The following is a 12,647-nucleotide window of genomic DNA, read 5'->3' on the forward strand; positions in this document are numbered from 1 at the left end:
AAGATCGCCCCTGAGCAGCGGGTTCGCCGCGTCGATCATGGTCCGGACGCGGTCAAGACCCCGTCGACGCCCGGACGACGCCGAGGATCTCCGCACCGAAGCGCTCGAGCTTCGTCGCGCCGATGCCGGAGATCGACACCAGCGCCGCCTCGTCGGCCGGGCGCTGCTCGGCGATGGCCGTCAGCGTCGCGTCCGTGAAGACGACGAACGTCGGCACCTTGAGCTCGCGCGCCCGGTCGGCGCGCCACGACTTCAGCCGCTCCAGCAGGTCCTCATCCACTGAGGACGGGCACCGCCCGCAGCGGCCCAGTTTGACGTCGAGGGTCTCCAGCAGCGGTCCGCCGCAGACGCGGCAGCGCGTCTTGGCCGTCGCCGCCGGCTTCTGCTGGGAGCGTGCGGCCCTGGCGGCCGGGTGGTCCTCCGGGACCAGGCCGTAGAGGAACCGGCTGCGCCGCCGGTTGCGCCGCGCGCCCGGCGTGCGGGCCAGCGCCCAGGACAGCCACAGGTGCTCGCGGGCCCGGGTGACGCCGACGTAGAACAGCCGCCGCTCCTCCTCGATCGCCGCTTCGTCGTCGCCGGCGTGCAGGATCGGCATCGTGCCCTCGGCGAGCCCGACGAGGAACACCGCGTCCCACTCGAGGCCCTTCGCCGCGTGCAGTGACGCCAGCGTCACGCCCTCCACGGTCGGCGGGTGCTGGGCCGCCGCGCGCTGGTCCAGTTCGGCGTTGAAGCGCGGCAGGTCCGCGTCCGCGACCGCCGCAGCGAGCTCTTCGGCCAGTTCGACGATCGCCAGGAGCGCGTCCCAGCGCTCCTTCGCCGCGCCGCCGGCGGGCGGCGACTCGGTCAGGCCGACCCGCGCGAGCACCGAACGCACCGTCGTGACCAGGTCGGAACTGCCCTCACCGCTCGCCGCCCGCAGCGCGGACATCGCCTGCCGGACCTCCGTCCGGTTGAAGAACCGCTCGCCGCCGCGGACCAGGTACGGGATGCCGGCCTCGGCCAGCGCCGACTCGTAGGCCTCGGACTGGGCGTTCACCCGGTAGAGGATCGCGATCTCGCTCGCCGAGACGCCGCCGTCGAGCAGCTCACGCACCCGGCGCGCGACGGCCCCGGCCTCGACCGCCTCGTCGTCGAACTCGGCGAAGCGCGGCTCCGGCCCCGGCGGCCGCTGGCCGATCAGCTTCAGCCGCGAGCCCGCCGGCCGCCCGCGCGCCGCGCCGATCACCCGGTTGGCCAGCGAGACGACCTCGGGCGTCGACCGGTAGTCGCGCTCGAGGCGGACGACGGTGGCGTCCGGGTAGCGCCGCGTGAACTCCAGCAGCGGCCGCGGCGACGCGCCGCCGAAGGAGTAGATGGTCTGGTTGGCGTCGCCGACGACGGTCAGGTCGTCGCGGCCCCCGAGCCACGCGTCGAGCAGGCGCTGCTGCAGCGGCGTGACGTCCTGGTACTCGTCGACGACGAAGCAGCGGTAGCGGTCCCGGAACTCCTCGGCGACGGTGCCGTGCTCTTCGAGCACTGCCGTCGTGTGCAGCAGGAGGTCGTCGAAGTCGAGCACCTGCGCGGCGTTCTTCAGCTCTTCGTAGGCGCGGTAGACCTCGGCGACCTGCGCCGCCGGGGCCGGGATGTCCCGCTGGGCGCGCGCGGTGACGGCCGGGTAGTCGTCCGGGCTGATCAGCGACGCCTTCGCCCACTCGATCTCGCTCGCCAGGTCGCGCAGGACCTCGGTCTCGGTGCCGAGCTTGGCCCGGGTCGCGGCCTGGCCGACGTAGCGGAACTTGTTCTCCAGCAGGTCCCACGGCCGGTCGCCGACCACGCGCGGCCAGAAGTACCGCAGCTGGCGGCGGGCGGCGGCGTGGAACGTCAGTGCCTGCGCCGCGTCGACGCCGAGGCCGCGCAGCCGCGTCCGCATCTCCCCCGCGGCGCGCGTCGTGAAGGTGACGGCGAGGACCTGACCGGCGGAAACGTGCCCGGACCGGACGAGGTGGGCGATCCGGTGCGTGATCGTGCGGGTCTTGCCCGTGCCCGCGCCGGCGAGCACGCAGACCGGCCCCCGCGGGGCACTGGCGGCGGCGCGCTGCTCGGGGTCGAGGCCATCGAGCAGACGGTTCAGGCTCCTGGGTGAAAGTACGCCGGTCACGTCCGGCATCCTCGCAGAGGGGGACGGGGAAACGGGGCAGGGGCACGCGGCCGTATCCTGGTCAGATGGCGGGTAAGCAGGACAAGGAAGCGGCCAAGCAGGCCAAGAAGGAGAAGCGCGCGGCGAGCAAGGCACGCCGTGGCCAGCTCTTCGAGGCCTTCAAGATGCAGCGCAAGGAAGACCCCTGGCTCATCCCGTGGATGGTCGGGTCGATCGTCGTCGTCGCCGGCGTGGCGTTCGGCGTCGGGTTCTTCTTCCACGCGCAGTGGGTGCTGCTGCCGCTAGGCCTGATCCTCGGCGGCCTGCTCGCCATGATCATCTTCGGCCGGCGCGTCCAGAAGACGGTCTACTCGAAGGCCGACGGCCAGCCCGGCGCCGCGGCGTGGGCACTGGAGAACCTGCGCGGCCGCTGGAAGGTGACGCCGACCGTCGCGGCGACGACGCAGCTCGACGCGGTGCACCGGGTCCTCGGCGGCCCCGGCGTCGTGCTGGTCGCCGAAGGCGCGCCGCACCGCGTGAAGACCCTGCTCGCCCAGGAGAAGAAGCGCGTCTCCCGCCTGATCGGCGACACGCCGATCTACGACGTGACGATCGGCCACGACGAGGGCCAGCTCCCGCTGAAGAAGCTCCAGGGCTACCTGATGAAGCTGCCCCGCAACCTCAAGCCGGCCCAGGTCGACGCGCTCGAAGCGAAGCTGGCCGCGCTCGGCAACCGCGGCGCGGCACTGCCGAAGGGCCCGATGCCGGCCGGCGCGAAGATGCGCAACGTCCAGCGGACGATCCGCCGCCGCTGACCCGCACGACGACGAAGGCCCCGTCCGCTCGGACGGGGCCTTTTCTCGTGCACGCTCGGCGGGGCGGACCTGTCGCGAATGACTCATTCGGGACGCCGGACGTCCCGAATGAGTCATTCGCGACGCTCGGCCGTCGGCGTTCAGCGCATCCGGATGACAACGGTGCCGGTCAGCCGGTCGAGCCAGCTGCGGCCGTCGGCGTTGCGGACCGCCGCCGGGATGAGCACGAACGTCAGTGCGGCGCGGACCAGCGCGCGCAGTGGGCCGACCAGCGCGGAGCCGTCCAGGCGCGCCACGCGGATGCCGACGGCGGCCATCCCCGGGGTGAAGCCGAAGAACCCGGCCGAGATGACCGAGATGACCGCCCACACGCCGCCGGACCACAGGTTGAACTGCTGCATCACGGCCGGGTCCTGCAGGCTGGGGCGCAGGAAGATCGCCGTGACCAGGGCCGCGACGACCAGGTCGACGATCAGCCCGAGCAGCCGCGCGCCCCCGCTCGCCGCCGAGCCGACGCCCGATTCGGGCAAACCGAACTTCTCGCCCGGCCACCGCGAGCCGTGCTGATCAGTGTCCTGACCGCCGTCGCCGGTGCCGGGTAGCCATTCACCGGTCCATCTCGCCACCCGTCTAGGGTATGCCGGTGGCGTGGAACACATCCGACCTGGTCGGATACCCGATATCGACCACCCGTTAACACTGGCGAAACATACGGGTGACGGTCGGGCAACACCGCACTTTTAGCGTGAGCCGAAGAGAGCACTGCCGTACGAGCTCGAACGAGAAGGAGTCACCGAGGGTGCCCACTACTCCAGACGACATCCAGCGCCTCATCGCCGATGAGGACGTCGAAGTCATCGACGTCCAGTTCTGCGACCTGCCCGGCGTGATGCAGCACTTCACGGTCCCCGCGAAGGCCTTCACGGAAGAGGCCTACGAAGAGGGTCTCGCGTTCGACGGCTCCTCGGTGCGCGGCTTCCAGTCCATCCACGAGTCCGACATGCTGCTGCTGCCGGACGCGGCGACCGCGCGGATCGACCCGTTCCGCAAGGCGAAGACGCTCGCGCTCAACTTCTTCGTGCACGACCCGTTCACCCGTGAGGCGTACAGCCGCGACCCGCGCAACATCGCGCGCAAGGCCGAGCAGTACATCTCCGAGTACGGCGTCGCCGACAACGTGTACTTCGGCCCCGAAGCCGAGTTCTACATCTTCGACTCGGTCCGCTTCGACTCCGCCGAGCACGCCTCGTTCCACGAGATCGACTCGATCGAGGGCTGGTGGAACACCGGCGCCGACGAGGTCGGCGGCAACCAGGGCTACAAGACGAAGTTCAAGGGCGGCTACTTCCCCGTCCCGCCGGTCGACCACTTCGCCGACCTGCGCGACGACATCGTCCGCAACCTGCAGGGCTCCGGTTTCGAGATCGAGCGCGCGCACCACGAGGTGGGCACCGCCGGCCAGACCGAGATCAACTACAAGTTCAACACGCTGCTGCACGCGGCGGACGACCTGCAGCTGTTCAAGTACATCGTGAAGAACACGGTGTTCGCGGCGGGCAAGACGGCGACGTTCATGCCGAAGCCCCTCGCCGGCGACAACGGCTCGGGCATGCACTGCCACCAGTCGCTGTGGAAGGACGGCCAGCCGCTGTTCCACGACGAGTCGGGCTACGCCGGCCTGTCGGACACCGCGCGCCACTACATCGGCGGCCTGCTCAAGCACGCCCCGAGCCTGCTGGCCTTCACGAACCCGACGGTGAACTCCTACCACCGCCTGGTCCCGGGCTTCGAGGCCCCGGTTTCGCTGGTCTACTCGCAGCGCAACCGCTCGGCCTGCGTCCGCATCCCGATCACGGGCAACAACCCGAAGGCCAAGCGCGCCGAGTTCCGCTGCCCGGACTCCTCGGGCAACCCGTACCTGGCGTTCTCCGCGATGATGATGGCCGGCCTCGACGGCATCCGGAACAAGATCGAGCCGCCGGAGCCGATCGACAAGGACCTCTACGAGCTCCCGCCCGAGGAGGCCAAGGACGTCAAGCTCGTCCCGGGCGACCTCGGCACGGTCCTCGACACGCTCGAGGCGGACCACGACTACCTCCTCGAGGGCGGCGTGTTCACCCCCGACGTGATCGACACCTGGATCTCGTACAAGCGCGAGAACGAGATCGACCCGCTGCGGCTGCGCCCGCACCCGTACGAGTTCGCTCTGTACTACGACGTGTGATCTGACCGTCCACGAACACGGGGCGGCGGTCGGGGGGAACACCCTCGGCCGTCGCCCCGATCTTTTTCTGTGCTCGACCCATTGTTGCGGAAACCGGATGTCACACGGGAATTCGATCACGAAAAGGGCCGGTTCCGCCGCGGACGGAACCGGCCCTTTCTTTTCGATCAGCAGGAGCGCAGTTCACTCACGTAGGGACGCGGCGGAATGTTCGCCGCCCCGCGAGTCTCCCGGTAGTAGTAATTGTTGGGCAGCGACACGCACGGACCGTCGCCGGCCCACGCCCAGATCATCCGCACCCGCACGGTGTAACCGCAGTTCGTGTTGGTCGCCGTCGCCCAGGCCGTGCTGCCGTTGCGGCCCTGAGCCAGGACCACACAGTTCGGCGCGGGCGCCAGCAGCAGGTACGCCGGGTTGTCCGCGGCCGCCACGGCCGCGGCCGGTTCGGCGGCCTGCGCGGGCGCGGCGAATCCGAGCACCGCGAAACCTGCCGCGACGGCACCGACGGCCGCAATCTTCCCCATCTTCATGAAATCGTTCCCTCCCTCATTTTTCCGAGGGCGCGCGAAAAACATGTCGCACGACGACCCCGACAAAAAATGATCTCCCCCGGAAGGACCGCCCCGTGCGATCCGCCAAAAACCATACGCCCAATGCGGCGGTCACGGAAGCGCAATGGCGAAATCGGCCTTATTCCGAGGTCGACAGCAACTTCAGGTCCGCGCCCGCCGCCTCGAAGCGGCCCCGCGGATCCGCCACCAGCTTGCGGATCTCCAGGTCCATCAGCCCCAGCGTGCAGGTGATCTCCGCGGCCGGCGTTCCGTCCGGCTTGATGAGGTTCGAATCCATCTTGAACGTCTTGCCGCTGCCGAACTTCGCTTCGCACGTCACGTCGACCTCGTCGCCCGCGCGCAGCTCGCGGCGGAACACCACGTGCGTCTCCAGCAGCACCGCGGCCAGGTTCCCCAGCCCGCGCAGTGCGCCGGACCGCTCCAGCAGTTCCAGCCGCGCGACCTCGCCGTACGAGTGGTAGACGGCGTGGTTGAGGTGGCCCAGGGTGTCCAGCTCGTAGTGCCGGACCTTGATCCGGGTCCGGAACGGCTCGCGATCGGTCACCTGGCCACTGTAGGTCAGGCCTCGTAGAACAGGTGCTCCACCACCGCGTGCGCCCGCCGGGTGATGCGGCGGTACGTGTCGAGGAACTCGCCCGGGTCGTCGCCCGCCGACTGGCCGAGGACGCGGGCCACCGCCGCCAGGTCGCGGCCCGAGCCCGGCACCTGGTCGACCGCCTTGCCGCGCACCAGCATCCCCGCGTTGCGCACGCGGGTCGCCAGCAGCCACGCTTCGGTCAGCGAGTCCGCCTCGGGCCGCTCGGCCAGGCCCGCCTCCGGGAGCACCGCCAGCGCGTCGAGCGTCGACGTCGTCCGGAGCCCGGGCACCTCGTTGGCGTGCTGCAGCTGCAGCAGCTGCACCGTCCACTCGACGTCGGCGAGACCGCCGCGGCCGAGCTTCGTGTGCAGCGTCGCGTCGGCGCCGCGCGGCATGCGTTCCGTCTCGACGCGGGCCTTGATGCGGCGGATCTCGCGCGCCTTCGTCGCGTCCAGGCCGCCCTCGGGGTAGCGGATGGGGTCGATCATCGCGATGAAGCGCTCGCCGAGGTCGTCGTCGCCCGCGATGAACCGGGCCCGCAGCAGCGCCTGCGCCTCCCACACCTCGCCCCACCGCGCGTAGTAGGCGCGGTAGGACTCCAGCGTCCGGACCAGCGGCCCGCTGCGCCCCTCCGGCCGCAGGTCGGCGTCGACCACCAGGGCCGGGTCCGGACTCGGCGCGCCCAGCATCTTCCGGACGGTTTCCGCGACCGACGACGCGAACTTCACCGCGTCGGCGTCCGAAACCCCTTCGGACGGCTCGCACACGAAAAGCACGTCCGCGTCGGAGCCGTAGCCGAGTTCGGCGCCGCCGAGCCGGCCCATCCCGATGACGGCGATGCGCGCCGGCGTCCGGCCGAGTTCGGACTGCCGCTGGCGGAAGGCCGCGGCCAGCGCGCCCTGCAGCACCGCCACCCAGACGCTCGACAGCGCTTCGCAGACCGCGGGCACTTCGAGCAGCCCGAGCAGGTCCGCGCAGGCGACGCGCAGGATTTCGTGCCGCCGCAGCGATCGCGCGGCGGCGACGGCGGCGTTCAATCCGGGCTGACGCCGGACGGCGGCCCGCAGCGACTTCGCCACCTCGGCGGGCGTACGGCCCACCAGCCGGGCCGGGTCACCGAGCAGCTGCAGCACCTCCGGCGCGCGGACCAGCAGGTCGGGCACCAGGCGCGACGTGCCGAGCAGGAAGGCCAGGTTTTCCACGACCGTGCCCTCGTCGCGCAGCACCCGCAGGTACCACGGCGTCTCTTCGAGCGCCTCGGACACCTTCCGGTACGACAGCAGGCCACCGTCGGGATCGGGAGTGTCGGCGAAGAGGTCGAGCAGCACCGGCAGCAGTGCCTGCTGGATCGCCGCGCGCCGCGAGACGCCCGAGGTGAGGGCCTTGATGTGCTGGAGCGCGCCGTCGGGCGCGGTGTAGCCCAGCGCGGCCAGCCGGCTGGCCGCCTGCTTGGTGGTCAGGCGCAGCGCCTCGACCGGCACGTTCGCGACCGACTGCAGCAGCGGCCGGTAGAAGATCTTCTCGTGCAGGCGCCGGATGCCCTTGCCGTGCCACCGGAACTCCGCGAGCAGCGTCTCGCCCTGGCTCTTGCCGCCGCTCGCCTTGATCCCGCTCGCCCGGGCGAGGATGCGCAGCTCGGCGGTGTCCGCCTGGGCCGGGAACAGGTGGGTCCGGCGCAGCCGCCGCAGTTGCAGCCGGTGTTCGAGCATCCGCAGGAACTCGTACGACGCGCCCAGCTCGGCGGCGTCCTGACGACCGACGTAACCGCCTTCGCCGAGCGCCTCGAGCGCGTCCATCGTGGACGGTGAGCGCAGGTCCGCGTCGACCCGGCCGTGCACGAGCTGCAGCAGCTGCACCGCGAACTCGACGTCACGCAGCCCGCCGCGGCCCAGCTTCAGCTCGCGCTCGGCGTGCTCGGACGGCACGTGGCCCTCGACCCGGCGGCGCATCTGCTGCACCTCGCCGACGAAGTTCTCCCGGTCGGCCGCCGACCACACCAGCGGCGCCACCATCTCGGCGTACTGGCGGCCGAGCTCGGCGTCGCCCGCCACCGGCCGCGCCTTGAGCAGCGCCTGGAACTCCCAGGTCTTGGCCCACTTCTGGTAGTAGCCGTGGTGGCTGTCGACCGTGCGGACGAGCGCGCCGGCCTTGCCTTCGGGGCGCAGCGCCGCGTCGACCTCGAAGCACGCCTTATCGACGACGCGCATCATCGTGCTGGCCAGCCGCGTCGCGAGGCCGATGTCTCCTTCGCCGACGAAGATGACGTCGACGTCGCTGACGTAGTTGAGCTCCCGGCCCCCGCACTTGCCCATCGCGACGATCGCCAAGGTGCCGTCGGCCGATGCGCCGGCTTCGGCCTCGGCGACGACCAGCCCGGCGGCCAGCGCGGCTTCCGCCAGTTCGGTCAGCTGCGCCGCGACCTCGGCGTAGCTCGGGTGATCGAGCCCGGCCTCGACGACGTGCCCGAGGTCGGCGGCGGCGATGCCGAGCAGCTGGCCGCGGTAGGCGATTTTGAGGGCGTGCTCGGCTTTGCGCCCGGTGAGCACCGAACCGTCGCCGGCCAGGAGAGCCGTGCGCAGGGCTTCGCGGTAACAGGCGGCGTCGGTGCACTTGTCCCCGATGAGCGAGCGCCACTGCTCCGGGTTCGCGGCGAGGAAGTCGGCGAGCGCGCTCGACGTCCCCAGCACGCTGAGGAAGCGGCCGCGGAACGTCCGGTGGATGCGCAGCTGCTCTTCGAGGTCGGCCCACTCGGCGGCGTCGGCCTCGCGGATCCGGTCCAGGCCGCGCAGCGCGAGGTCCGGGTCGGCGGTACGGGACAGCGCCGCGAGCACGTCGGCGACCGTCTCGACCGGACCGGCGTCGGCCCACCAGCCGGCCGCGCGCAACTGACCCTCGGCACGGGAATCCGTGAAGCCGTACCTCGCCGCCGAAGCGGTCGTTCGCGCGCGGTCTGCCATCACCGACCACCGTAGCCGGGGAAGGCCGCTCAGGCGGCGAGCCGGCCCGGCTCGGTCCCGGCGGGCGTCGGCTCGGGCACCTGGAAGCTGTGCGCGGTGACGGGATGGCGTCGCGAGAGCAGGTAGATGCCGAGCCCGACTCCGGCTCCGACGACGCCCACGGCGATGGTGCCGGCGTTGCCGAGCGAGGCGATCTTGCCGGAGATCGCACCGACGATCGCGGCCGCGGGCAGCGTGAACAGCCAGGCGACGACCATCCGGCCCGCCATCCGCCAGCGGACCGGCGCGTCCCGGCGGCCGACGCCGGAGCCGACGATCCCGCCGGAGCAGACGTGCGTCGTCGACAGCGGGAAGCCCAGCCGCGACGAGATCAGGATGACCAGCGCCGAGCTCGTCTGGGCGGCGAAGCCCTGCGGGCCCTCGATGTCGGTGAGGCCCTTGCCGAGGGTGTGGGTGATGCGCCAGCCGCCGAGGTACGTGCCGAGTGCGAGCGCGCACGCGGCGCTGACGATCACCCAGACGGGCGGCGACGCCCCCGCCGGGAGGCTGCCGGCGGTGACGAGGGTGAGCGTGATGATGCCCATCGTCTTCTGCGCGTCGTTGGTGCCGTGCGCGAGTGAAACCAGGGACGCCGAGACGATCTGGCCGACCTTGAACCCGCGCGTGGCCGGGCGGCCGCGCACCAGGAAGCGGTAGACGAAGTAGGTGGCGGTCATCGCGACGAGCCCGGCGATGACCGGGCTGGCCGCGGCCGGGACCAGGACCTTCTCGACGATCTTTCCGAAATGGACGGAGTCGGTACCCGCCGACACCCAGGTGGCGCCGATCAGCCCGCCGAACAAGGCGTGCGACGAACTCGACGGCAAGCCGACGAACCACGTCACGAGATTCCAGATGATGGCGCCGATCAGCCCGCCGAAGACGACCGCCGGGCCGATCTTGGTGTCGTCCACCAAGCCGCTGGAGATCGTCTTGGCGACCTCGACCGACAGGAACGCACCGACCAGGTTCAGCACCGCCGAGATCGCGACGGCCACGCGGGGCTTGAGTGCCCCGGTGGCGATCGACGTGGCCATCGAGTTCGCGGTGTCGTGGAACCCGTTCGTGAAATCGAAAATGAGGGCCGTAGCGACGACGACCACGACCAGCAACGAGGGTTGCACCCCGACCTCCGCACCCTTGTGGGGACTCCTCCCGCAAGGTACCTGACGGGTACGCCCGGCGTTAACAGGATGTTGCTGGTTGTGACCTCTGTCGTTAAGCCAGCGGCAAAGTACGGTGACCGGCCACTGCTGCTTCGAGTTCTCCGGCGGCCAGCTTGACGAACCGTTGCGCGAAGGGCCGCCAAGTTTCCTCGATGTCGGCGTGCACGGTGACCAATGCTTCGTGCTCGAGTGCGCCGGGCCGGGCGAATTCCGCTTCTTCGGGGCATTCCGCGGCCCAGCTCTCGACGACTTCCGCGGTCGTCTCGATGTGGAACTGGACACCGTAGACACAACGCCCGAGCCGGTAGGCCTGGTGGGTGTAGAGCGGTGAGGACGCGAGCAGTTCGGCACCGGGCGGCAGCCGGGTGATCGCGTCGGTGTGGAACTGGAGGACGTCCTGCACGAGCGGCAGGTCGGCGAACAGCGGGTCGGTCCACGCCGCGTCCTTCTTGCTGACGAGGTGCGGACCGACCTCCGGCCCATCGGGAGCGACCTCGACACGGCCGCCGGTGGCGACGGCCAGCAGCTGGGCGCCGAGGCAGATGCCCAAGGTGGGCAGGTTCTTCGCCGCGGCCTTCGCCAGCAGCCGCCGGACGTCGGCGAGCCACGGGTGCTGGGCATCGTCTTCCGCGGCCATGCCCCCGCCGAGACAGACGACGGCCCGGTAGCCGTCGAGGTCGCCGGGCAGGCCGGCTTCCGGCTGCAGGCGGACGTCGAGTTCCGCGCCGGCCTCGGTCAGCCAGTCGCCGAGGGGGCCCAGCGGGTCCGACGTGTCCGGCTGGATGATCAGGATTCGGGTCACGCTGTCCAGGGTAGGTCAGCAGGCACAGCGAATTCCTCGCTCCGTGATTCCTGCGCCCTCGACCGGATAGCCGGCGGCGATCCAGCCGGTGATGCCGCCGGAGAGCCGTTTCACCTTGAAGCCGAGCTCGGCGAGCTTGAGCGCACCCTTCGTGGCGGCGTTGCAGACGGTGCTTTCGCAGTAGCAGACGTACACGAGGTCCCGGTCGAGGTGCGTCACGCTTTCCGCGGTGATGTCGCGGTAGGGCAGATTGATCGCGCCGGGGATGCGGGCCAGGGCGAAGACTTCGGGCGCCCGCGTCTCGACGACGACGTAGCCGTCGGTGCGGCCGGCTTCGAGGTCCTGGACGAGATCGTCGGGATCGACCTCGAAGCCGAGTTCGGCCCCGAAGTACCTGACGGCGGCTTCGGGTGCCGCGGCGGGAAAGGCGAGCGTGCGTGTCATGAGGTAAATCCTGCTGCGGCAGGCGGTTTCCGGACAGGGCAGAATCGGCGTGGAAGCCCGGGACGGCCGGGGATTTCCCTGTACTGGCCCTGCGAACCCGGGAGAGTTGCGGTGGACCACCTCGACGACGTCGACTGGCGCCTGCTGGAGCTCCTGCAGGCGGATGGCCGGCTGAGCTTCTCGGAGCTGGGACGCCGGGTATCGCTGTCCGGCTCGGCGGTGACGGAACGCGTCCGCCGTCTCGAGGAGCGCGGAGTGATCACCGGCTACGCGGCGAGCGTCGACACGACGAAACTGGGGTTGCCGATCGAGGCGCTGGTGCGGGCGCGGGTCCGGAGTCTCGACACGCCTCGGTTCCGGACGGCGGTGTTGCCGCTCGCGCAGGTGGTGGCCGCGGATCACGTGACGGGTGAGGAGTGCTGGGTTCTGCGCGTGCTGTGCCGGGATACGGCGGAGCTGGAGGAGCTCGTCGAGAAGGTGCAGCGGTATGGGGAGACGACGACGTCGCTGGTGTTGTCGTCGCCGTTGCGGAGACGGCCGCCGGCTCGGCCGGGCTCGAGGTCAGGGCCGGGGTGAGGCGTCGTCGAGGGTGATGCGGGCGGCATCGCGGGTGATTGGCCGGGCTTCGCGCGTGATCTGGGAGGCATCTCGCGTGACTGCAGGGGCATCACGCGTGACTGGACGGACGACACGCGTGATTGAAGGGTCGACACGCGTGAATGGAGGGTCGACACGGGCCCCGGGAGCGGAAATGAAGAAAGGGCCCCGGGAGACGTTTCCGTCTCGACCGGGGCCCTTCCCTTCATGTTAAGTTCGGCGGTGTCCTACTCTCCCACAACCCTTCGGTTGCAGTACCATCGGCGCTGTCAGGCTTAGCTTCCGGGTTCGGAATGGGACCGGGCGTTTCCCTGACGCTATAACCACCGAAACATCTT

11 protein-coding genes and 1 rRNA gene are annotated in these 12,647 nt (G+C 70.6%); 3 read left to right on the forward strand and 9 right to left on the reverse strand.

Annotated elements, in window-relative coordinates; all coding sequences use genetic code 11:
• Nucleotides 1–52: 52 nt before the first annotated feature.
• On the reverse strand, nt 53–2,137 hold the full coding sequence (locus ACLJQF_RS40425) for an ATP-dependent DNA helicase UvrD2 (protein WP_410615579.1): 2,085 nt from the start codon (nt 2,135–2,137) through the stop codon (nt 53–55).
• Between the two features lie 65 nt (nt 2,138–2,202).
• Between ACLJQF_RS40425 and ACLJQF_RS40430 the strand changes: the two genes are divergently transcribed.
• The gene (locus tag ACLJQF_RS40430) at nt 2,203–2,931 is read left to right on the forward strand and encodes a DUF4191 domain-containing protein (protein WP_410615580.1); all 729 of its coding nucleotides are present in this window, start codon (nt 2,203–2,205) and stop codon (nt 2,929–2,931) included.
• 140 nt (nt 2,932–3,071) lie between these two features.
• Here ACLJQF_RS40430 and ACLJQF_RS40435 read toward each other — a convergent pair whose 3' ends face one another.
• Nucleotides 3,072–3,461 carry an RDD family protein gene (locus ACLJQF_RS40435; RefSeq protein ID WP_410615595.1) on the reverse strand — a complete coding sequence of 130 codons (390 nt, stop codon included), beginning with the start codon at nt 3,459–3,461 and terminating at the stop codon, nt 3,072–3,074.
• 269 nt (nt 3,462–3,730) lie between these two features.
• Between ACLJQF_RS40435 and glnA the strand changes: the two genes are divergently transcribed.
• A complete protein-coding gene (gene glnA / locus ACLJQF_RS40440; RefSeq protein WP_410615581.1) occupies nt 3,731–5,155 on the forward strand; it encodes a type I glutamate--ammonia ligase in 1,425 nt (474 codons plus the stop codon).
• A 167-nt stretch (nt 5,156–5,322) separates the two neighbouring features.
• Here the strand turns inward: glnA and ACLJQF_RS40445 are convergent, their stop codons facing one another.
• From ACLJQF_RS40445 to ACLJQF_RS40470, 6 genes are all read right to left on the reverse strand, one after another.
• Nucleotides 5,323–5,685 (reverse strand): hypothetical protein, encoded by a 363-nt coding sequence (locus ACLJQF_RS40445; protein WP_410615582.1) that lies wholly within the window; start codon nt 5,683–5,685, stop codon nt 5,323–5,325.
• A gap of 160 nt (nt 5,686–5,845) precedes the next feature.
• Nucleotides 5,846–6,271: an acyl-CoA thioesterase gene (locus ACLJQF_RS40450; protein WP_410615583.1), complete on the reverse strand. Its 426-nt coding sequence runs from the start codon at nt 6,269–6,271 to the stop codon at nt 5,846–5,848.
• Between the two features lie 14 nt (nt 6,272–6,285).
• Entirely contained in the window at nt 6,286–9,261 is a 2,976-nt protein-coding gene (locus ACLJQF_RS40455) for a bifunctional [glutamine synthetase] adenylyltransferase/[glutamine synthetase]-adenylyl-L-tyrosine phosphorylase (RefSeq protein ID WP_410615584.1), read from the reverse strand.
• Between the two features lie 29 nt (nt 9,262–9,290).
• Entirely contained in the window at nt 9,291–10,424 is a 1,134-nt protein-coding gene (locus tag ACLJQF_RS40460) for an anion permease (protein WP_410615585.1), read from the reverse strand.
• 94 nt (nt 10,425–10,518) lie between these two features.
• Complete coding sequence (locus ACLJQF_RS40465) at nt 10,519–11,268, reverse strand: type 1 glutamine amidotransferase (RefSeq protein WP_410615586.1); 750 nt, start codon at nt 11,266–11,268, stop codon at nt 10,519–10,521.
• Nucleotides 11,269–11,283: 15 nt separating this feature from the next.
• Nucleotides 11,284–11,712 (reverse strand): rhodanese-like domain-containing protein, encoded by a 429-nt coding sequence (locus ACLJQF_RS40470; RefSeq protein WP_410615587.1) that lies wholly within the window; start codon nt 11,710–11,712, stop codon nt 11,284–11,286.
• A 111-nt stretch (nt 11,713–11,823) separates the two neighbouring features.
• Between ACLJQF_RS40470 and ACLJQF_RS40475 the strand changes: the two genes are divergently transcribed.
• On the forward strand, nt 11,824–12,288 hold the full coding sequence (locus tag ACLJQF_RS40475; RefSeq protein WP_410615588.1) for an Lrp/AsnC family transcriptional regulator: 465 nt from the start codon (nt 11,824–11,826) through the stop codon (nt 12,286–12,288).
• A gap of 235 nt (nt 12,289–12,523) precedes the next feature.
• Here the strand turns inward: ACLJQF_RS40475 and rrf are convergent.
• Nucleotides 12,524–12,640 (reverse strand): 5S ribosomal RNA (rrf, locus tag ACLJQF_RS40480).
• Nucleotides 12,641–12,647: the final 7 nt, after the last annotated feature.

Origin of the sequence: Amycolatopsis sp. lyj-109, from assembly GCF_046548995.1 — a bacterium.
In the GTDB taxonomy this organism is placed as follows: domain Bacteria; phylum Actinomycetota; class Actinomycetes; order Mycobacteriales; family Pseudonocardiaceae; genus Amycolatopsis.

Coding starts and splice junctions, on each gene's coding strand:
- ACLJQF_RS40470 (WP_410615587.1), bottom strand. CDS start 11,712: ATGACACGCACGCTCGCCTTTCCCGCCGCGGCACCCGAAGCCGCCGTC.
- ACLJQF_RS40445 (WP_410615582.1), bottom strand. CDS start 5,685: ATGAAGATGGGGAAGATTGCGGCCGTCGGTGCCGTCGCGGCAGGTTTC.
- ACLJQF_RS40430 (WP_410615580.1), top strand. CDS start 2,203: ATGGCGGGTAAGCAGGACAAGGAAGCGGCCAAGCAGGCCAAGAAGGAG.
- ACLJQF_RS40455 (WP_410615584.1), bottom strand. CDS start 9,261: ATGGCAGACCGCGCGCGAACGACCGCTTCGGCGGCGAGGTACGGCTTC.